This window comes from Arthrobacter sp. S2(2024), assembly GCF_036662515.1.
GTDB lineage: Bacteria > Actinomycetota > Actinomycetes > Actinomycetales > Micrococcaceae > Arthrobacter.
In genome coordinates, this window is sequence record NZ_JAYKZI010000001.1 from 201,819 (window position 1) to 222,358 (window position 20,540).

At 64.2% G+C, this 20,540-nt stretch carries 19 protein-coding genes; 6 read left to right on the forward strand and 13 right to left on the reverse strand.

The window, feature by feature from the left end:
• Together VLA65_RS00835 and VLA65_RS00840 are read right to left on the reverse strand one after the other, a co-directional pair.
• A partial coding sequence (locus VLA65_RS00835; RefSeq protein WP_442880126.1) for a PhoH family protein occupies positions 1-1,208 on the reverse strand: 1,208 nt, incomplete at its 3' end.
• A gap of 371 nt (positions 1,209-1,579) precedes the next feature.
• The gene (locus VLA65_RS00840; protein ID WP_059387964.1) at positions 1,580-2,341 is read right to left on the reverse strand and encodes an isoprenyl transferase; all 762 of its coding nucleotides are present in this window, start codon (positions 2,339-2,341) and stop codon (positions 1,580-1,582) included.
• Between the two features lie 243 nt (positions 2,342-2,584).
• On the opposite strand from VLA65_RS00840, the gene trhA reads away from it, so the two are divergent.
• Positions 2,585-3,226 carry a PAQR family membrane homeostasis protein TrhA gene (gene trhA, locus VLA65_RS00845; RefSeq protein ID WP_059387965.1) on the forward strand — a complete coding sequence of 214 codons (642 nt, stop codon included), beginning with the start codon at positions 2,585-2,587 and terminating at the stop codon, positions 3,224-3,226.
• A 14-nt stretch (positions 3,227-3,240) separates the two neighbouring features.
• Here the strand turns inward: trhA and VLA65_RS00850 are convergent, their stop codons facing one another.
• The 3 genes from VLA65_RS00850 to mca form a co-directional block, all read right to left on the reverse strand.
• A complete protein-coding gene (locus VLA65_RS00850) occupies positions 3,241-5,469 on the reverse strand; it encodes a thioredoxin domain-containing protein (protein ID WP_332601530.1) in 2,229 nt (742 codons plus the stop codon).
• Positions 5,447-5,839 carry a hypothetical protein gene (locus tag VLA65_RS00855; protein WP_332601531.1) on the reverse strand — a complete coding sequence of 131 codons (393 nt, stop codon included), beginning with the start codon at positions 5,837-5,839 and terminating at the stop codon, positions 5,447-5,449. The genes VLA65_RS00850 and VLA65_RS00855 overlap by 23 nt, the downstream gene beginning before the upstream one ends.
• A gap of 70 nt (positions 5,840-5,909) precedes the next feature.
• Positions 5,910-6,815, reverse strand: coding sequence for a mycothiol conjugate amidase Mca (mca, locus tag VLA65_RS00860; RefSeq protein ID WP_284990407.1), 906 nt, complete (start codon positions 6,813-6,815; stop codon positions 5,910-5,912).
• A gap of 127 nt (positions 6,816-6,942) precedes the next feature.
• Here mca and VLA65_RS00865 point away from each other — a divergent pair, with 127 nt between their 5' ends.
• Both VLA65_RS00865 and greA read left to right on the forward strand, forming a co-directional pair.
• Positions 6,943-7,401 (forward strand): DUF4307 domain-containing protein, encoded by a 459-nt coding sequence (locus tag VLA65_RS00865; RefSeq protein ID WP_332601532.1) that lies wholly within the window; start codon positions 6,943-6,945, stop codon positions 7,399-7,401.
• A 153-nt stretch (positions 7,402-7,554) separates the two neighbouring features.
• Positions 7,555-8,049 (forward strand): transcription elongation factor GreA, encoded by a 495-nt coding sequence (gene greA, locus VLA65_RS00870; RefSeq protein ID WP_184736437.1) that lies wholly within the window; start codon positions 7,555-7,557, stop codon positions 8,047-8,049.
• Positions 8,050-8,327: 278 nt separating this feature from the next.
• Here the strand turns inward: greA and ilvA are convergent, their stop codons facing one another.
• From ilvA to VLA65_RS00885, 3 genes are read right to left on the reverse strand one after another with little or no spacing between them, the layout of a single operon-like run.
• Entirely contained in the window at positions 8,328-9,566 is a 1,239-nt protein-coding gene (ilvA, locus tag VLA65_RS00875; RefSeq protein WP_284990405.1) for a threonine ammonia-lyase, read from the reverse strand.
• 3 nt (positions 9,567-9,569) lie between these two features.
• Positions 9,570-10,895, reverse strand: coding sequence for an AI-2E family transporter (locus tag VLA65_RS00880; protein ID WP_332601533.1), 1,326 nt, complete (start codon positions 10,893-10,895; stop codon positions 9,570-9,572).
• Between the two features lie 41 nt (positions 10,896-10,936).
• Entirely contained in the window at positions 10,937-11,887 is a 951-nt protein-coding gene (locus tag VLA65_RS00885) for an aldose 1-epimerase family protein (protein WP_332601534.1), read from the reverse strand.
• Between the two features lie 102 nt (positions 11,888-11,989).
• Here VLA65_RS00885 and galT point away from each other — a divergent pair, with 102 nt between their 5' ends.
• Genes galT through VLA65_RS00900 form a run of 3 tightly spaced genes read left to right on the forward strand, consistent with a single transcriptional unit; the run spans position 11,990 to position 15,581 of the window.
• Positions 11,990-13,123 carry a galactose-1-phosphate uridylyltransferase gene (gene galT, locus VLA65_RS00890; RefSeq protein ID WP_332601535.1) on the forward strand — a complete coding sequence of 378 codons (1,134 nt, stop codon included), beginning with the start codon at positions 11,990-11,992 and terminating at the stop codon, positions 13,121-13,123.
• Positions 13,120-14,289 (forward strand): galactokinase, encoded by a 1,170-nt coding sequence (gene galK, locus VLA65_RS00895; RefSeq protein WP_332601536.1) that lies wholly within the window; start codon positions 13,120-13,122, stop codon positions 14,287-14,289. Before galT ends, galK begins: the two co-directional genes overlap by 4 nt.
• Positions 14,290-14,342: 53 nt before the next feature.
• Positions 14,343-15,581: an acetyl-CoA C-acetyltransferase gene (locus tag VLA65_RS00900; RefSeq protein WP_332601537.1), complete on the forward strand. Its 1,239-nt coding sequence runs from the start codon at positions 14,343-14,345 to the stop codon at positions 15,579-15,581.
• A gap of 73 nt (positions 15,582-15,654) precedes the next feature.
• Here the strand turns inward: VLA65_RS00900 and VLA65_RS00905 are convergent, their stop codons facing one another.
• The 5 genes from VLA65_RS00905 to VLA65_RS00925 all read right to left on the reverse strand — a co-directional run bounded on the left by VLA65_RS00905 (position 15,655) and on the right by VLA65_RS00925 (position 20,474).
• Complete coding sequence (locus tag VLA65_RS00905) at positions 15,655-16,542, reverse strand: Bax inhibitor-1/YccA family protein (protein WP_332601538.1); 888 nt, start codon at positions 16,540-16,542, stop codon at positions 15,655-15,657.
• A gap of 132 nt (positions 16,543-16,674) precedes the next feature.
• Positions 16,675-17,388, reverse strand: a complete 714-nt coding sequence (locus VLA65_RS00910) for an ABC transporter ATP-binding protein (protein ID WP_284990397.1) — start codon at positions 17,386-17,388, stop codon at positions 16,675-16,677.
• Positions 17,375-18,262 carry an ABC transporter ATP-binding protein gene (locus VLA65_RS00915; protein ID WP_059387972.1) on the reverse strand — a complete coding sequence of 296 codons (888 nt, stop codon included), beginning with the start codon at positions 18,260-18,262 and terminating at the stop codon, positions 17,375-17,377. Before VLA65_RS00915 ends, VLA65_RS00910 begins: the two co-directional genes overlap by 14 nt.
• On the reverse strand, positions 18,259-19,458 hold the full coding sequence (locus VLA65_RS00920; protein WP_084784379.1) for a branched-chain amino acid ABC transporter permease: 1,200 nt from the start codon (positions 19,456-19,458) through the stop codon (positions 18,259-18,261). Before VLA65_RS00920 ends, VLA65_RS00915 begins: the two co-directional genes overlap by 4 nt.
• On the reverse strand, positions 19,455-20,474 hold the full coding sequence (locus tag VLA65_RS00925) for a branched-chain amino acid ABC transporter permease (RefSeq protein ID WP_059387973.1): 1,020 nt from the start codon (positions 20,472-20,474) through the stop codon (positions 19,455-19,457). The genes VLA65_RS00920 and VLA65_RS00925 overlap by 4 nt, the downstream gene beginning before the upstream one ends.
• Positions 20,475-20,540: the final 66 nt, after the last annotated feature.

Below are 20,540 nucleotides of genomic sequence, written 5' to 3' on the forward strand. Positions count from 1 at the left end.
AGGGTGATGTGGCCGAAGAGCGGGTGCCCCTTGAGGGTCTCGACGACGGCGGCAACGCCGTCGTGCCGGCCGACGCGGAGGTTGTCCCGCTGGGCGACGTCGTGGGTCAGGACGATCTTGGAGTTCTGGCCGATACGGCTCATGACCGTGAGGAGCACGTTCTTTTCGAGCGACTGTGCCTCGTCCACGATCACGAAGGCGTCATGGAGCGAACGTCCGCGGATGTGGGTCAGCGGCATGACTTCCAGCATGCCCCGGTCCATGACTTCTTCCACGACTTCCTGGCTGACGAGCGCACCGAGAGTGTCGAAGACCGCCTGCGCCCAGGGGTTCATCTTCTCCGCCTCGGAACCGGGAAGGTAGCCAAGTTCCTGTCCACCCACCGCATACAGGGGGCGGAAGACGATCACTTTGCGGTGCTCCCGGCGCTCCAGGACGGCCTCGAGTCCGGCGCACAGGGCGAGGGCCGACTTTCCCGTACCCGCGCGGCCTCCGATCGAGACGATTCCGACGCTGGGATCCATGAGCAGATCGATCGCAAGCCGTTGCTCCGCCGAGCGGCCGTGCAGTCCGAAGACATCGCGGTCCCCCTTGACCAGCCGCACTTGTTTGTCCGCGCCCACGCGTCCCAAGGCGGAGCCCCGGTTGGAAAGCAGCACCAGTCCCGTGTTGACGGGCAGCTCCGCCGCCGCCGGGATGAACACCGGTTCATGCCCGTACAGGGTGGTGATTTCGTCCTCGCTGGCTTCGATCTCCGCCATCCCGGTCCAGCCGGAGTCCTTGACGAGTTCATTGCGGTATTCGTCCGCGAACAGCCCCATCGCGGAGGCTTTGACGCGCATCGGAAGGTCCTTGGAGACGACCGTGACGTTGCGGCCTTCGTTGGCGAGGTTCTTGGCGACTGCCAGGATGCGGCTGTCGTTGTCCGGGCCACGGAATCCTGCCGGAAGCACTTCGGTGGACACATGGTTCATCTCAACGCGCAGCGTGCCGCCGTCGGTTCCGATCGGGATGGCTTGATTCAATCCGCCATGCTCGATGCGCAGGTCATCCAGGAGCCTGAGGGCCTTGCGGGCGAAGTAGCCCAACTCGGGATCGTGGCGTTTGCCCTCCAATTCGGTGATGACCACGATCGGGACAATGACTTCGTGCTCCGCGAAGCGCAACAGGGCGTGCGGATCGGAAAGCAAGACGGAAGTGTCAATCACATAGCTCCGGCCAGTCGGGGTCCCGGACTGTGCAGTCCGCCCGCTGTTGGCCCGCTTGGTGCGAGAGGTAGCTGAACTTTCCCCGTCTGAAACGACTACGGGCAGTTGCTCAGAAATAGCCACATCGACTCCAGCCCCGGGCGAACCCGGCTTATTCGTGAGGCGGCTCGGCCGGAAGGCCGGGCGCGGCCCCCCACGTAACTGGTGCGATGATTCGCTCCATCTACTGGCCTCCCCGATCAGCAGGCGGTTTGCCTCCTGATGGGATTAACGTATTCCCGTGCGATTACATTTCCGGTTAGCCCAAACGGCGATTCGTGTAGACAACATGTGAACTTCCCGTAAACGGGAGCGCACCGGAAGTCACCGAGTCAGGAACCGAAGCGGCGTTGGCGGCCGGCGTAGTCCCGCAGGGCCCGCAGGAAATCAACCTTGCGGAACGCGGGCCAGAGTGCCTCGCAAAAGTAGAACTCGCTGTAGGCGCTTTGCCACATGAGGAAACCTGACAAACGCTGTTCACCTGACGTGCGGATCACCAGATCCGGGTCCGGCTGGCCTCGCGTGTAAAGGAAACGCGAGATGTCGTCCACTGAGAGCTCATCGGCCAGCTCGGTGATGTCGCGGCCGTGCGCGACGGCGTCGTGCAGCAGTTCCCGCACGGCGTCAACGATCTCGCGCCGTCCGCCGTACCCGACGGCCACGTTCACATGCAGCCGCTCGCGGATCGGTGTGCGGGCCGTGAGCTTGTTGAGCCTCTCGGCGAGGTAGTCCGGAAGGAGCTCCGGCGCGCCCATGGCGTGGACCGAGATATCGGCGTCGTCATCCAAGCGGTCGAGCGTGTTGGCGATGATTCCCATCAGCAGTTCGAGCTCTTCGCCGGAACGGTTCATGTTGTCCGTCGAGAGCATGTAGAGCGTGACGACTTTGACACCGAGTTCCTGGCACCAGCCGAGGAATTCGTGGATCTTGTCCGCGCCTGCCTGATGGCCTTCGCTGGTCGGAGCGTTGAACTGCCGCGCCCAGCGGCGGTTGCCATCCACCATGACGCCGATGTGCCGGGGAATCTTCTCCCGCTCGAGCGAACGGAGCAGTTTGCGCTCGTAGAAGCCGTAGAGGAAGCCGGGCCACTCCATCCGGACACTCACCTGACTTCCTATGAACAGCACGTTAAAAGCGAAACAAACGACGACGGCGGCCGGCCCGCTTGGCAGCCAGCCCCCAGCCAAACAACTATCGACACCTCCGGACCGCTGCCGTAGGCGCACCACCAAGGCTACCTTCCCAAGGCGGGCAGCCGGCACACCTGAACAGCGGAAAACGATCGCAAAGGGCGCTACTCGGCAGTAACTTATCCAGGCGCGGGTTACGCTTTAACGATGTCGGAGCTGCTCACAACCAAGCCAAGGTGGCGCGGCTGGATCCATGCTGTGGCCACGCCTTTCGCCGTCGCGGCAGGGATCGTCCTGGTGACATTGGCGCCAACGACGGATCGCAAAATCGCCTCCGCCATCTACGCCTTGACGGGTGTGCTGCTCTTCGGCGTGTCCGCGGTCTACCACCGCGGCAATTGGGAGCCGAAGACCAGGATGGTCCTCAAGCGCCTGGACCACACCAACATCATGCTGGTGATCGCGGGCAGCTACACGCCCCTCGCATGGTCGCTGCTTGAGCGTCCCAAGGCCGTCCTCCTGCTGTCGGTGATCTGGTCCGGTGCACTGCTGGGAGTGCTTTTCCGGGTTCTCTGGACCGGCGCTCCACGTTGGCTCTACGTGCCCATCTACGTCGCGCTTGGCTGCGGGGCATTGTTCTACCTGCCGGAGTTCTTCACGGCGAACGTTCCAGCGGCGATCCTGATCTGCGTGGGCGGGGTCCTCTACATCGCGGGCGCGGTTTTCTACGGAATCAAGAGGCCCAACTTCAGTCCGTTGAACTTCGGCTTCCACGAGCTCTTCCACGCCCTCACCGTGCTGGCGTTCGCCGCACATTTCGCCGCGATCATGATTGCCGTGCTGAGTTAATTGGCGATCCTGGGCTAGCCGGCGGCTTCCGCCATCGCGTCGAGGCGCTGCGCGAGTTCCTCGACCGATCCAAGCGGCAGGTCACACACCATCCCCCGGCATAGATACACCAGCGGTGAGCCGTCCGCGGCAGCCGTACGGGCTTCGAGCAGCGGCACCTCAGGTTCCGCTGCCCGGGCCCCGGGCAGGGCGCCGTCGTCGGGCGCTTGTTGGCCGGCCACACGGAGCTGGACCGCAACCACCATCCCCGGGCTCGGCGAGGCCAACAGCGCGCGGTGGAGTTCCCGTTGTTTGGCGCCTGGCGGGCCGGATACTGCGGCCTCTACGGGACCAACCGCGGCTGCCTGGGCGGTCGCAAGCAACCATCCCGCTACCCGTGGAGCCCGCCCGGCTATGGGCGGCAGGAGCGAGAGGATGTTGCTCGCCATGGCCCTGTGCTCGTGCGAACCGGAGTAGGCCGCGTAGCTCAGCAACACTCCGGCAAACGCAGCTGCCCCGCTGGGCGCCGCGTTGTCGAAGGGGTCCAGGCCCGCGTGCTGGCCCTGCGCGTTGAATACCTGGGCCGACTCCCCTACGGAGTCCGACAACCTGCCGTCCACCACGAATCGCGCGCAGGCTCCGCTGATCAGCTCCTCCGCGAACCGGTACCAGCGCTGCTGGCCAGTCACCGCGTAGAGGGCCAGGAAGCCTTCGGCGCAAAATGCGTAGTCTTCCAACAGGCCGCTGATGCCGCGCGCAACGCCGTCGTGCGAGACCCTGATCAGCACCCTCGCCCCGGGCTTTGAGGTGCCGGCGGCCGGACGCCAGTGCGCGCGCACCAGGTACTCGGCCACGCTTTCCGCGGCGGTCACCAGTTCAGGCCTGTCCAGGACAGCGCCGGCTTCGGCAAGCGCCGCGATGGCCAGGCCGTTCCAGCCCGCTACGACCTTGTCGTCCCGGGCCGGTTGGGGCCGCGCCGAGCGCGCGGCGCGCAAGGCGGGCCTGACTCGGTTCCACAACCGCGATTCCGCACCGGAGAGCTGGCGCCCGGGATGGAGCGGAGATCCGAGTTCCGAGACCGTCCCGGACGGCCCCACGTTCATGAGCCGGGCCACTGCGGCGCCGTCCCCGGGGCCAAGCACGGCTTCGAGGCTCGCAGGAGTCCACAGGTAGGACGCCCCTTCGTGATGCACTCCGTCCACCACGGTATCGGCGTCGAGCGAGGAAGCGAGTCCGTCCGGCGCCGCGGGATCACCCACGCCGAGCGAGCCGAGCATCCAGTCCGCCACCCGCGACGCCACACTTGCGGCCTCGCCGGCCGGCAAGACCCAGTCGCCCCGAAGCCGGACCCAGTGGACGTAGGCACGGAGGAGCTGGGCATTGTCGTAGAGCATCTTCTCGAAATGCGGCACGGCCCAGTCCGCGGTCACGGAATACCGGGCGAAGCCGCCGTCGAGCTGGTCGCACAGTGCGGAACGGGCCATGGCGGCGAGCGTGCGGCCCGCCATGTCGCGGGCGGCGTCCGAGGTATCCGACGGCGCGGCAGCGTGCCGGATCAGGAACTCAAGAACGGCCGACGGCGGGAACTTGGGAGCGCCGCCGAAGCCACCGCCGTCGGGGTCCTCCGAACGGGCGAGAAGACGCACGGCTTCCGATAACAGGCTTCTGTCCAGGCTTTCGGACGGCCTGTCGAGGAACACGGCTGAGGCGAGCTGGGCATCGGCCATGCCGACGGCGAGCCCTCGCGCGTTTTGCTCGACGGCGTCGCGGCGTTCCAGCCAAGCCTCATGGACCGCTTCAAGCACCTGGCGGAAGGACGGCCTTCCGGGTTGTGGCTTCGGCGGGAAATAGGTGCCCGCATGGAAGGCCAAGCCGTCAGGCGTCAGGAACACGGACATCGGCCAGCCGCCCTCGCCGCTGATGGCCTGCGTGGCTGCCATGTAGATCGAGTCCACGTCGGGGCGTTCTTCGCGGTCCACCTTGATGGCCACGAAGTGGGCGTTCAGATACTCGGCGGTGTCCTGGTCTTCGAATGACTCGTGGGCCATGACGTGGCACCAGTGGCACGCGGCATAGCCGATGGAGAGAAAGACGGGAACATCGCGGGCCGCCGCGAATGCAAAGGCCTCGTCGCCGAACGGCCGCCAGTACACCGGATTGTCCGCATGCTGGCGGAGATAGGCGGACGGTTCCGAGCCGAGGGCGTTGGACGCCCCCGGCCATTCCCGGGTGATGCCCGGGTCAGCGGGCTCCGGAGCCGGCATCGCCGTCGGAGTCTTCTGCGCGCGGCTTGCCCGCAACAGCGCCGCCGGTCTCAGCAGTGCCGGTCCCAGCGCCGGTCGCAGCGCCGCCGGTCTCAGCAGTGCCGGTCCCAGCGCCGCCAGTCCCGGAACCGTCCGCCTCAGCCGCGTCGGGACCCCCGACCAGGGCTTCTTCAACCTGGGCGCGGTAGCGGACCCGCCGGATCCGGCGGACCATGTCGACGATCAGGAAGGTCGTGAGCACCACGATGAAGGCAGTCAGGACGAATCCCCAGGTTCCCGGGGTCACCTGGTCTTCCGACAAGCCGGGGCGCAGCGACGGGGTCGGGGTAGGCGACGGGGTCGTGGCCAGGGCGATGAGAAAGTGGTGCACGGTTCAAACCTTCTTTGGGAGTTTCCAGCCGGGTGGCGACTTCTACGCTTGATAGAAATCGCCGGCGATCCTATCTTAGCCCTGCGAACAGGTCCTTTTCCGGCAGTTCGGCCGGGATACGGGAGTCGACCAGCGTGTAGTCCTCCCACGGCCAGGCCCTGCGCTGCATCTCCGGGGATACCGCGAAGAAGAAGCCGAGGGGGTCAATCTGCGTCCGATGCGCCCTGAGTGCGTCGTCACGGGCCTCAAAGTAGTCACCGCAATCCACTTGCGTGGTGGTCTGGTGCATAGGCCTCGGGGGAGTATGTCCTTCCGCGTCGGCTTCAAGCCAGGAGGCCAGGCGTTCGGCGTAGGGCGATTGCAGGCCTGCCTCTTCGAGCGCGAAATGCAAGGCCCGGAAGCGGTCGGGGCTGAAGGCGCGGTCGTAGTACAGCTTGCTGGGCGCCCAGCTTTCGCCTGTCCCAGGGTAGCGTTCCGGGTCACCGGCTGCGTGGAAGGCTTCGACGGCAACCTTGTGGGCCATGATGTGGTCAGGATGCGGGTAGCCGCCGTTTTCGTCGTAGCTCACCATGACGTGCGGCTTGAAGTCGCGGACCAAGCGGACGAGCGGTGCCGAGGCCCGCTCAAGGGGCTGAAGCGCAAAGCAGCCGGCGGGCAGGGGTGGCAACGGATCGCCGTCGGGCAGTCCGGAATCCACGAAGCCCAACCAACGCTGCTTGATTCCAAGGACCGCGGCAGCTTGCTTCATTTCCAAACGGCGCGCGCCTGCCATGTCGCGCTTCGGGTGCGGGGCGGACTCCATGGCCGGGTTCTGGATGTCCCCGCGGGAACCGTCGGTGCAGGTAGCCACCATGACCTCCACGCCGGAAGCCGCATACATCGCCATGGTTGCCGCGCCCTTGCTTGACTCGTCGTCCGGGTGTGCGTGGACGGCGAGCAGCCGGAGCTGCGTGTCGGGGCTGGTCGATGTGCTCATCCGGTACGGTTCCTCTTTCCGGGTCATGCTGTTCTGGGTTTGCTGGTGGCTGTACTGATCAGGTCTTTCTAACGCGTGCGACTCCGCTGTGGGCGAAGAGGCGCCGGAAGCCCACTAAACTGGGTGGGTGACTTCGGAAGACCCATCGGGCACGGCGCTGCCAGCAACTACCAGCCTAGCCAATCGCTACGGCAGCCAAAAGCGCGCCTTCGGAGGGAAAACCAAACGGAACATCGTCATCGCCGTCCTCCTCGTGGTCATCGGGCTCTTGTTTTGGGTCACTATGTCTTCCTCGCAATCGTCTGTGTCTTTCAAGGACATCGGTTACAGCGCTACTGATGCCACCCAGCTGTCGGTCGATTTCCAGGTCACAAAGAACCCGGGTGCCACCGCAAAATGCGCGGTCAAGGCCATGGATTCCAAGTTCGCGGTGGTCGGCTGGAAAGTCGTTGAGATCGGCCCGAATGCCCCGAAGGCGGGGGCCGACGGTGGCCAGACAACCGCCCAAAGGGCCATCCTTCGCACGGAGTCCGAGGCCGTGTCGGCCGTCGTGGACAACTGCTGGATTGTCGACGGCAGCAAATAGCAACGGTGTGACCCGCGACTCAGTGAGCTTGGGTTTGTCCACAGGATTGACTACACTGGATCAATACCTTAACCCCGCTGAGTTGGTTGCTGAGTTCCACGAGTGGCCTGCACCGGCGGGGTCTTTGCTTGTCAGATCCATAAGGAGAAGTCCGTGTCGACCACCAACAGCGCGCCTGCAGCTTGGCTTACCCAGGACGCATTTGACCGCCTGAAGGCAGAGCTGGACCACCTTTCCGGCCCTGGCCGTGCGGAGATCGTACAGAAGATCGAAGCCGCCCGTCAGGAAGGCGACCTCAAGGAAAACGGTGGATACCATGCCGCCAAGGAAGAGCAGGGCAAGATCGAGGCCCGCATCCGCCAGCTGACCGTGCTCCTGCGCGACGCCCAGGTGGGCGAAGCTCCGGCCGATGATGGAATCGTCGAGCCCGGCATGCTCGTCGTCGCACGCATCGCCGGTGACGAAGAGACCTTCCTGCTCGGATCCCGTGAAATCGCCGGTGATTCCGATCTCAACGTCTTCAGCGAGAAGTCCCCGCTCGGCGTGGCGATCATGGGCCACAAGGAAGGCGACAAGATCAGCTACGTCGCCCCCAACGGCAAGGAAATTCCGGTGGAGATTGTTTCCGCCAAGCCGTTCGCCGGTTGATTGTTCCGCGAAACAACGACGCCGGCCCACCCCTTCCCGGGGCGGGCCGGCGTTTTGCTTTGCGTTCCCCCAACTAGCTCGCAGTTGTTGTCGTTTTGAGGGCTCATAACGACAACAACTGCGAGCGAGTTGGGGGAACGCAAAGCAAAACGCCGGCCCACCCCTTCCCGGGGCGGGCCGGCGTTTTGCTTTGCGTTCCCCCAACTAGCTCGCAGTTGTTGTCGTTTTGAGGGCTCATAACGACAACAACTGCGAGTCAGTTGGGCTGGGCTACGGCGTCAGTGCACCACGATCGGGTGGAAGCCCTCGGCTCGAAGGGCTGCCAGGACCTGCTCGCTGTGTTCGTGGCCCTTGGTTTCCAGGTTGACGGTGATGGAGACGTCGCCCATGCTGATCGCGCCGCCCACCCGGGTGTGGTCCAGGCCGGTCACGTTGGCATCGTTTTCGGCGATGATGCGGGCAATGGTCGCCAAGGAACCGGGACGGTCATCCAGCATCATGCGCACGGTCATGTAGCGCCCCGCAGCCGAGAGGCCGCGCTGGATCACCTTGAGCATCAGCATGGGGTCGATGTTGCCGCCGGACAGGATGACGGCGGTGGTCCCCGGGTTCTCGATCTTGCCGTCCATGAGGGCTGCGACGCCGACAGCACCGGCCGGCTCGACCACCATCTTGGCGCGCTCGAGCAGGAAGATGAGGGCCCGGGCCAAAGAGTCTTCGCTCACCGTCACGACGTCGTCCACGAGTTCGCGGATGATGCTGAACGGCAGCTGGCCGGGGCGTCCGACGGCGATGCCGTCCGCCATGGTGGAAACCTTCTTGAGCGGCACCAAGGCGTCAGCGGCGAGCGACGGCGGGTAGGCGGCCGCGTTCTCGGCCTGCACGCCGATGATCCGGATCTCGCGTCCCAGCTCCCTGGCCCTCGCTTTGATCGCGACGGCGACTCCGGCCAGCAGGCCACCGCCACCGACGCCCATCAGGACCGTGTCGACGTTAGGGACCTGATCCAGGATTTCGAGCCCGACCGTGCCCTGGCCCGCCACGACGTCGACGTTGTCGAAGGGGTGGACGAAGACCGCGCCAGTTTCGTTCGCGTAGCGCTGCGCCTCGGCCAGGGCCTCATCCACGTTGTGTCCGTGCAGGACGACTTCGGCTCCGTGGCTGCGGGTTGCGGCAAGCTTCGGAAGCGCCACACCGAGCGGCATGTAGATGCGTGCCTTGATTCCGAGGCTTTTCGCCGCCACCGCAACGCCTTGCGCGTGGTTGCCTGCCGAAGCCGCCACCACGCCGCGCTTCTTTTCCTCGGGAGACAGGCGTGCCATCCGCACGTAGGCACCGCGGACCTTGAAGGAACCTGCCCGCTGGAGGTTCTCGCATTTGAAGAAGACCTCTCCGCCTACCATCGCTCCCAGCGCCCGCGAGGACTCGATGGGGGTCTTGGTAATAATGCCCTCGAGCAGCTCCTGCGCCTTAAGGACATCGTCCAGGGTGACGGGCAGGGTATCGAGGGTATTCACGGGTTAATCTCCTTTGTTGGTGTGCTGTGCGGCATCCTTGGCGAATGTCCGTTCCGCAGCCGCGTGCTGACCTGCGGCGCCTTCGCCGCTGTTGGACCGTGCGCCCGCGTTGGCGCCGGGACCGTGGATTTCCTTGATGGTGGGTTCCTCATCGGAGTCCGGTGGTGCAATCCCTGCGCCGGCGTACGCCGTCATCAGTCCTTCATCATGTTCCCACGTCCGCGCTGCAATATAGCGAACCGCCGTATTTGCTACGGCGAGGAGCGGGACGGCAAAGAGCGCTCCCGGGATTCCGGCCAGATAGGAACCGGCGGCGACCGACAAGATGACGGCGACCGGGTGAAGCGATACGGCCTTGCCCATGATGAGCGGCTGGAGGATATGGCTTTCAAGCTGCTGCACGAACAGGACGATGGCCAACATGACGAGCGCGTTGACGGGACCATTCGCCACCAAGGCCAGGAGCACCGCGATGGCTCCCGTCACGAGGGCACCGACCACCGGGATGAACGAGCCGATGAACACCAACACACCCAGGGGCAGGGCGAGGGGAACCTGGATAATCGCTGCGCCGACGCCGATCCCCACCGCGTCCACGAACGCAACGAACATCTGGATGCGCACGTAGCTGACCATGGACGACCAACCGCGCCGGCCCGCGCCATAGGCCGCTGCGCGTGCGGTCCGGGGCAGGAGCCCGACGATGAACCGCCAGATCCTGGCCCCCTCGAGGAGGAAAAAGATCAGGATGAAGAGGGCCAGGACCATGCCCGCGGCAAAATGCCCGGCGGTACTACCGAAGGACAGGGCACCGCTGAGGATGCTGCTGCTGTTGTTCTGCAGGGCCGAGGTGGCGCTCTGGATGTAGGTGTCGATCTGGTCCGCGGTCAGGTGCAGCGGGCCGTCAGCGAGCCAGGCCTGGATTTGCTGGACGCCCGTGAGCGCTTCCTGCCACAGCTCGCCGAATCCCACAGCGAGTTGCCGTCCCACCAACGCCAGGGCTCCCGCGATAACCCCGAGGAAGCCCACCACTGTGATGGCAACGGCCGCTCCTTGGGGCATCTTGAGCTTCCTGAGCCACCCCGTGACCGGGTAGAGCAAGCCTGCCAGGAGGGAGGCGACCATGAGCGGGATGATCAGGAAGCTGACCTTCCCCAACAGCCAAATAAGGGCTCCAACGACCACCAATATGAGGCCCACCCGCCATGCCCACGCGGCAGCAATCCGGACTCCGTACGGGATGTCCTGCGCAATGTGATGCTCCGGCACCTGCCTGGGCGCGGCCGAAACGGGCTCACTCGATGGCGTGGCGTCCTGTGCTGGCGTCATTCACCCATAATTCCGCAGGGAGCGCCCGATAGGAAACCCATCTACAGCGCGCCCACGATTCCCCACCCCATAGTGAAGGTCTCCCCCGGTTCGAGCCACCGGAGGCCAGCGCCCGAGTTGAACGCGTTCGCCGGACCGGTCATGGGCTCAATCGCCACCGCTTTCGAGCGGCCCGGAAAAGTATCCGTGACGAAGATGTGGACGTAGGTGCAGTTTTCGTCCTGCTCCAAGGAGACGCTTCGGCCATCCGGCGCCGACAGCGTTTGGCGGGCGATGCCGCCGTCGAACTCCAAATCCGTGAACGCCACGTCGACATCCAGGCCACCCACACTCCGGCCGGCGCCAAAATCAAAATCACCGTCGACAGGCACCAAACTACGCGGGATCAGCCGCTCGTCGGCCACGAGCCGCGTACCGGCGTGGACAGTCAGGACCATCTCTTCCGGCGGAACATCCCCTACACGCAAATACGGGTGCGCCCCGAGGACGAAGGGCGCGGGGGCCGCCGAATCATTGATGAAACTCTGGGAGACCCGAAGCGCCAGCCCGGCGTCGATCTCGTAGTGGACCTGATGCCGGGCCAGGAAGGGGTAGCCGTGCTGCGGGAAGATCACGGCTTCGAGGGTCACGGAGAATTCGCCTTCCGCCACGAGGGCGTAGGACGAGTTGCGCAGGAGCCCGTGGCTGGCGTTGTTGCGGGACACCTCCGTGATGTCCAGTTGCTGCTTTTTGCCGTCGAGATACCAGATCCCGTCCTCGATCCGGTTGGCCCACGGGGCCAGGGTAATTCCGGTGGCCCCGGGCGGAAGTTGCGCGTCGCCGTAGCTCTCGGTGAGCTGGACGCCGTCGCGGCTGAACAACCGCAAGCCCGCGGCGAGCTCGGTGACGACGGCGAGTGCGTCACCGCGGCGGATCTCGAATTGGCGTCCGCTGGCAAAGCGTCGGGATACGGTCTCTTCGCCCGGTGTCGAAGACGGTGTTGTGGGAGGCATGGCACCACCGTACTGCATCCCATGTGTTGCTTGGCTTCACCCTCAATGTTCTTTTTTGTTAGATATTTTGCCTTTTTGAGCACTCTGTGGCACCATAAATCCATGACTCGCCTTACCAGCACACGCCTCGCCGATGGCCGGGAGCTGATCTATTTCGACGACGCCGGCTCGCCGGAGCGCGATCCCGGCTCGCTGACGGATCACCGTGAGCTGCCGCAGCGCGCCGATCCGGGCGAGTTGCGCTACGACGCGCTGAGCGGCGAATGGGTCGCCGTGGCGGCACACCGCCAAAGCCGCACCCACCTGCCACCGGCAGACCAATGTCCCATCTGCCCCACCACGCCCTCGAACCCTTCCGAAATCCCGGCGCCGGACTACGACGTCGTGGTGTTCGAGAACCGCTTCCCCTCACTGGGGCCGGCGGTCGGCATGATCCCGGGCATGCCCGCTTGGGGAACCTCCGGCCCTGCATACGGCCGGTGCGAAGTTGTCTCATTCACGCCCAGCCACACCGGATCCTTTGCCGAGCTTGGCGAAACCAGGGCACGCACGGTCGTCGAAGCCTGGGCGCACAGGACTGAGGCGCTCAGCGCCCTTCCCGGAATCCAGCAGGTGTTCCCGTTCGAAAACCGGGGCGCTGACATCGGGGTAACCCTTCACCACCCGCACGGACAGATTTATGCCTACCCCTACGTCACGCCGCGGGCGGCCAGCCTTGGCGCCGCCGCCGGCCGGTACTTCGACGAATCCAAGGGCCGGGAATCGCTCACGTCCTCGATCCTCAAGGCCGAACGCCAGGACGGGAGCCGCATGGTGCTCGAAGCCGAGCACTTCAGCGCCTACGTGCCGTTCGCCGCCCGCTGGCCGTTGGAGGTGCATCTCGTCCCGCATCGGCAAGTTCCCGATCTCGCCGCTTTGAGCGGCGAAGAACGCGACGAACTAGCCCACGTCTACCTTGAATTGCTCAAGCGCATGGACGCCCTGTATCCGACTCCCACACCGTACATTTCCGCTTGGCACCAGGCACCCCTGGATCGCGTCTTGAGACCGTCCGGCCACCTGCACCTGCAACTCACCTCCCCACGCCGTGCCGCCGACAAGCTCAAGTACCTTGCCGGTTCCGAGGCCGCCATGGGAGCCTTCATCAACGACACCACGCCCGAATCGGTGGCCGAACGGCTGCGCGCCGTCGCCAGCGATTCCCAGCGCGCTATTCCGGAAGGGGCCCCAGCATGACCTCCACTCCCGACGCCCCCGCCGTGGGCGCCCTCTCCGGGCTTTTCGAGTCGACTTTCGGTTCAGCCCCCGACGGCGTGTGGCAGGCACCGGGACGCGTGAACCTGATCGGCGAGCACACCGATTACAACGAAGGTTTCGTGTTGCCTTTCGCCATCGACAAGACCGCGAAGGTTGCAGTCCGGATCCGCCATGACTCACGCGTCCGGCTGTTGTCTACCTTCGGCGGGCAAGGCCTCGTCGAAGCCGACGTCGACGCGTTGGTTCCCGAAGCGGCCAAAGGCTGGACGAAGTATCCGCTCGGCGTCGCCTGGGCCCTGCAACAGCGCGGCGTCCTTGTCCCGGGCTTCGACCTCCTCATGGATTCGGATGTCCCGCTGGGCGCGGGACTGTCCTCCTCGCACGCCATCGAATGCGCCGTCATCTCCGCCCTCAACGAGCTAACGGGCGCGGGACTGGGCGCCGAAGACATGGTCCTCGCAACGCAGAGGGCCGAGAACGACTTCGTGGGCGCCCCTACCGGAATCATGGACCAGTCGGCGTCGCTTCGCGGGTCAAAGGGCCATGCGGTCTTCCTGGACTGCCGCGACCAGAGCGTGCAACTAGTCCCCTTCGACGCCCAGGAGGCCGGACTCGTTCTGCTGGTCATCGACACCAAGGTCTCCCATTCACATGCCGACGGCGGTTATGCTTCGCGTCGTGCTTCCTGCGAACTCGGGGCCCAGGTACTGGGGGTCCCGGCCCTGCGCGACGTCGGCATCGGCGACTTGGAGGAAGCCAGCGGCCTCCTGGACAGCATCACTTTCCGGCGGGTGCGTCACATCGTCACGGAAAACGACCGCGTGCTGCAGACCGTGGAACGCCTCACCACGGAGGGCCCCGCCCACATCGGCAGGCTCCTGGATGCGAGCCATGCGTCCATGCGCGATGACTTCGAGATCTCCTGTCCGGAACTGGATCTCGCGGTGGAAACCTCCCGAGCCCACGGTGCCATCGGCGCCCGGATGACGGGCGGCGGCTTCGGCGGCTCGGCCATCGCCCTCACCCCGGTGGGCCACGAGCAGGAGGTGCGCGACGCCGTCGTACGCGCCTTCGCGGCGGCCGGTTTCACGACGCCGGACATCTTCACCGTGACCCCGGCCGCCGGGGCCACACGACTCGCCTGAGGTCCGTGCATCCGCCGCCTTTCGGCGGGCCGGCCCCGGCGTAAGCTGGGGGCATGACTGAGGCCGTCATCGTTTCCACCGCCAGAAGCCCCATTGGACGGGCCTTCAAAGGGTCCCTCAAGGACGAACGTCCCGACGACCTCGCGGCGGCCATGGTGACTGCCGCGCTGGCGAAGATTCCGGCTTTCGATCCAGGGGCACTAGACGGCCGCGGGCTCGATGACCTCTACCTTGGCTGCGCCGAGCCCAGCGGCGAGGCCGGCTCGAACATGGCCAGGGTGGTGACCGTCCTGGCCGGCCTGGACACCGTCCCCGCGGCCACGATCAACCGCTTCTGCGCCTCGAGCCTGCAAACCCTGCGGATGGCCTTCCACGCCATCAGCTCCGGAGAAGGCCACGCCTTCGTCTCGGCGGGGGTCGAATCGGTGTCCCGCTACCAGAACTGGGTCGGGGCAGGGGAAACCGACACCAGCGTGCACAACCCCCTGTTTGAAGCCGCGCGCGCCCGTACGGCCGCCCGGGCCGCGTCCAACACCCCGTGGACGGATCCCCGCATGGGAGGACGGATGCCGGACGTCTACATCGCGATGGGACAGACCGCGGAAAACGTCGCCACGAGCCACGGAATCAGCCGGGCCGAGCAGGATCTGTGGGCGGTCCAGAGCCAGAACCGCGCCGAGGCGGCCATCGCCTCCGGTTTCTACGCCCGCGAGATCACGCCGTACACCCGCAAAGACGGGACCGTCGTCGAGCGCGACGATTCACCTCGCGCCGGCGTCACCCTTGAAGCGGTCAGCGCCTTGGAGCCGGTCTTCCGCAAGGAAGGGACCGTGACCGCCGGGAATGCCTGCCCTCTCAACGATGGCGCCGCAGCCGTGGTGGTCATGAGCGATTTCCGGGCCCGGGAGCTTGGCCTCGAGCCGCTGGCACGCATCGTCTCGACGGGAGTCAGCGCCCTTTCCCCGGAACTCATGGGCATGGGGCCCGTGGAGTCGTCGCGCCGGGCCTTGGCCCTGGCGGGGCTGAGAATGGCGGACATTGACCTCGTAGAACTCAACGAAGCCTTCGCCGTCCAGGTGGTAGCGAGCGCCCGCGAACTCGGCATCGATCCGGAGAAACTCAACGTCCACGGCGGCGCCATCGCCCTTGGCCATCCCTTTGGCATGACAGGCGCCCGGATGACCACCACTTTGCTCAATGGCCTCCGGGAACGGGACGGCACCTTGGGACTGGCGACCCTGTGTGTCGGTGGCGGGCAGGGCATGGCGGTGGTCTTCGAGCGTCTGTCCTAACCGCACCGGAAAGACACGTAGTGCCCCTGAAGACGGATCTTCAGGGGCACTACGCTCAACAAATCCTGGGAGCTTAGTCGTCGCCGCGCAGGATCGCCAGCAGGCGGATGATCTCCACGTACAGCCACACGAGCGTGACGGTCAGGCCGAAAGCGGCCGTCCAGGAGTATTTCTCCGGAGCGCCCTGCCGGACACCCTGTTCGATGCTCGTGAAGTCCATGACCAGTGAGAATGCGGCCAGGCCGATAGCCAGGATGCCGATGAAAACGCCCAACGGGATGCCGAAGATGTGCACGCTGCTGCTCAGGCCGAACGGCGACTGGACTGCGCCCGTCCACACCAGGACCATATTGATCACTGCGAAGACGAGGTAGCCGAGCATGGCGATCATGAAGAAGCGAACAGCCTTGGGGGTGGCACGCACCTTGCCGCTCTTGAAGAGAGCCAAGGTCACGCCGAACACCGCAAGGGTGCCAATGACAGCTTGCAGGCCGACGCCCGGGAACATTCCGTCCAGGAGGCGGGTCAGGCCTCCGAGGAACAGACCCTCAAGTCCGGCATACGTCAGGATCAGTGCCGGGGACGGCTGCTTCTTGAAGGAGTTGACCATGCCCAACGCGAAGCCGCCCAACGCGCCGACAATCATCAGGAGATTTGCGGTTCCCGGAGCAACGAACAACGTGACCGCCGCGCCAAGCAGCAGCACCGCAAGGCACGCTGCCGTCTTGACGATGACGTCGTCGAAAGTCATACGGCCGGTCTCGGCCGGACCGGCTGCGGGCTGGTTGTACATCTCCTGCAGCTGATCGCTCGTCATGGGCGGCTGTGCCGCCCAGGCAGGCTGGCCGTACTGGGGCTGGCCATACTGGGGCTGGCCGTGGGTGTAGCTGGGAACGGGCGGAGCCTGTGTGGCTCCACGGAAATTCTTTCCGTTGAAGATCGGGTTGCCGCCGAGTGCCATGGTGGATGTCCTTCTTGCTGTGGGTGCGAAGTGATAGTTCACGCTACCAATTCCCACGCTTGGTCCGCACCGAAAGTTCCACCGCCGCCGATGCCGGCACCCTCCGCGTTGCGAGGGTGCCGGCACCCGGGGCTATCCGACGCCGAGGTACGCTTCCTTGACCGCCGGGTTGGCGAGCAGTTCCTTGCCGGTGCCCCTGTGCGTAATTGACCCGGTTTCCAGGACAAAAGCACGGTGTGCACGGGCCAGGGCCTGGTTGGCGTTTTGCTCCACCAGAAGCACCGTGGTGCCCTGGTTGTTGATCTCGGTGACAATCTTGAAGATCTGGCGGATGAACTGCGGAGCCAGCCCCATGGAAGGTTCATCCAGGAGCAACAGCTTGGGGTTGGACATCAGGGCCCGGCCAATCGCGAGCATCTGTTGTTCGCCACCGCTCATGGTGCCGCCAAACTGCTTGATACGTTCCTTCAACCGCGGAAACAGGTCGAAGACTCGCTCCAAATCGTCTGCAACCTTGGTCCGGTCCTTGCGGCCGTAGGAACCCATGTCAAGGTTCTCCTCCACCGTCATGCCGGGGAAAATTCCCCGGCCCTCAGGCGCTTGCGAAATGCCCTGGACGACGCGGATGTGCGCTTTCATCCTGGTGATGTCCTTGCCGGCGAACGTGATGGAGCCAGCCGACGGAGCCAGCAATCCGGAGATGGTCCTCATGGTGGTGGTCTTGCCGGCACCATTTGCCCCGATGAGCGAGACGATTTCGCCTTCCTCCACGCTGAATGACATGTCGGAAATGGCTTGGATCCGGCCATAGTGGACGGATATGTTCTTCAGCTCAAGCAAGGTCATCTTCAGGCTCCCCGAGATAGGCGGAAATAACTTTCGGGTCATCGCGGATAATCTTCGGCACCGCATCCGCGATCTTTTTCCCGAACTCAAGGACCACGATCCGGTCGGTCACCCCCATGACCAACTTCATGTCGTGCTCAATGAGCAGGACCGTGTAGCCGTCGTCACGAATGGTCCGGATCAGGGCCATGAGCTCTTCTTTTTCCGCCGGATTGAACCCTGCTGCGGGCTCGTCCAAGCACAGGACTTTGGGATCAGTCGCAAGTGCGCGCGCGATTTCCAGGCGGCGCTGGTAACCGTAAGGCAAGTGCCGTGACAAGAAGTGGGCATGATCGGCGATGCCCACGAACTCAAGCAATGCCATGCCGCGTTCAATGGCGGTTTTCTCTTCCCGGACATGAGTGGGCAGACGGAAGAGCGCTCCGCCGACACTCGTGCGGTGGCGTGCATCGAGGCCGACAACCACGTTTTCCAAAGCGGTCATCTCACCAAAAAGGCGGATGTTCTGGAAGGTCCTCGCCAGGCCACGCCTGGTGATCCGGTGCTGCGGCAGTCCGTTGAGCAATTGTCCTTCGAGCAGGACCTTTCCGGACGTCGGCTTATAGACACCCGTCATGGCATTGAAACAAGTGGTCTTACCGGCACCGTTGGGGCCGATGAGACCGAGGATTTCGCCTCTGTTGATATCAAACGTGACATTGTCCAGAGCCGTCAGGCCGCCGAATTTGATGGTGAGGTCTTGGACCTGCACCAAGGCTTCGCCCACTTTGGTGACGATGTCCCTCTCAGGGGCCACCTTCTCGGCGACTTCGAGGTCCACACCCTGTTCCTTGAGTGCCTCTACATCAATATCCGGTTCGATCGCTTCACTCATTTGTCAGCCCCCTTTCCCGGTTCCAGGACGACTTTGCCCGAAGCAGGAATGTCGCCCATGGCACCCTTGAGTTTGTTGTACGCCAGGCGGCCGTAGGCGAGGAGGCTTTGGCGTGCGGGCAGAAGGCCACCGGGGCGGAAGATCATGATGACCACCAGCGCCGCGCCAAAGATCAGATACTTGAACTCGGCAATCGCGGTGAAACGGAGTGGAATATATGCCACCAACGCACCGCCGAGAATCGCACCGACCTTGTTCCCCGTGCCGCCCATGACAACGGCAGCGACGAACAGGATAGACGTGGCGATATCGAACTTCTGGTTGTTCACAAAGCCCACTTGCCCGGCAAACAAGGCACCCGAGAGCCCGCCCACGGAAGCGCCGATGGCAAAAGCCCACACCTTGTACTTGAAGGTCGGGACGCCCATGATTTCCGCGGCATCTTCATCCTCGCGGATGGCAATCCAGGCGCGTCCCACGCGGCTGCGCTCCAGGTTTCCCGCGGCCAAAAGCACCACGATGATGATGGACAGCGTCAGCCAGTACCACGGGGTTCCGTTCGAGTTCTGGAAAATTGTTTGCCCGCTCGAATCCGTTCCCGGAGGGTGGCCAACGTTCTGGAAGCCAACCTGGCCTTTCATCGCCGGAATAATCGTGGCCAAAATGCGCACGATTTCACCGAAGCCGAGCGTGACGATAGCCAGGTAGTCGCCGCGAAGGCGAAGCGTAGGCACACCGAGGACCACTCCGAAGAACATGGCGACTGCCATCGCCAGCGGGAGCGTCCACAAGTAGGGAATGTGCACATACGGCGAATCCGGGCTGGTAAACATTGCCGCCGTGTAGGAACCCAGGGCAAAGAATGCCACATAGCCCAAGTCGAGGAGGCCCGCATAGCCGACCACCACGTTCAAGCCCACAGCCACCAGGGCATAAACAGACATTTGCGCGAGCGCGATTTGCCAATTGTTGCCTGGTTCCGTCGTGATCAACGGCGGGTTGAGGATGGGGAGCAAGTACGCAATGACCACGACGACGATGAGGATCAGCCATTGGGTTTGGCGCGGGAGCGCGTTCCATTTGTCGCTGAGTCCCGGGAACCAGCCTTTGCGGCGCCGCATTTTGGCTTCGCGGTCCGCAATTTCCTGTGCCGAAGCATCATCGGGAATAAGTGTGGGGCCGTCTGTTGTGCTCATGCCTTACTCTTTCCTAGCGAGCTACCCAAGACACCTTCGGGTCGCACAATCAATACCAACACCAGGACCACGAACGCCACCACGTCGGTCCATTGGGAACTGCCCAGGAGCACCTGGCCGTAGTTGCCGATCAAACCGATCAGCAGGCCGCCCAGCAAAGCGCCGCGCACATTGCCGATGCCTCCGAGGACAGCGGCCGCGAAGGCCTTGACGCCGAGGATGAATCCGCCGTTGTATTGCACGCCGGACGGGATTTTCATCACGTAGAACAAGGCGGCTGCGCCGGCCAGGATCCCTCCGATGATGAAGGTGGTCACGATGATCTTTTCCTTGTTGACACCCATCAAAGTTGCGGTATCCGGGTCCTGCGCCACGGCACGGATGCCCCGGCCGGTCCGGGACCGCCTGATGAACTGGTCGGTGGCGATCATGAGGATAATCGCTGCGACCACGATCACCACCTGCTGCGAATCGACGATCGTCCCGAAGACGTCGAAAATCGGGAGCGGCCTGAACATCGTCAGCGCAGCCTCCGGGCTCGGTCCGCGCCACCAGTAGATGGTGTACTGAATGGCGAAGGAAACACCGATGGCGGTAATCAAGAATGCCAGGCGGGGCGCCTTGCGCTGCCGCAAAGGTTTATAGGCCACCCGTTCCACGATCACTGCCATCAAGGCTGAGGCGATGATGGCGACGACGAGGGCGAGGACAAGATTTCCCACGATGGCCCAAAAGGCCAGCCTCGGAGCAGAGGGCCCGAAATTCAGCGCGCTGAGGGTAAAGAACACCCCGTAACAGCCCGTGATGAACACTTCGGAGTGGGCAAAGTTGATGAGGTTGAGAACGCCGTAGACGAGGGTATAGCCGAGGGCTACCAACGCGTAAATTGCCCCGAAGGTCAACCCGTCAAAGGTAGAACTCCAGAAATTTTCGGTAAAGGAGTTTACGTCGAAGGTGATCCACGTATCGTCCATGGGAACCGAGTGGAGCAGGTTGGGAATTACTTCACTGATCATGGCACTTCCTGATGTAATCAAAAGAAATGCTGGGGGTCGGCATGGATGCTAACCCCCAGCATTCAT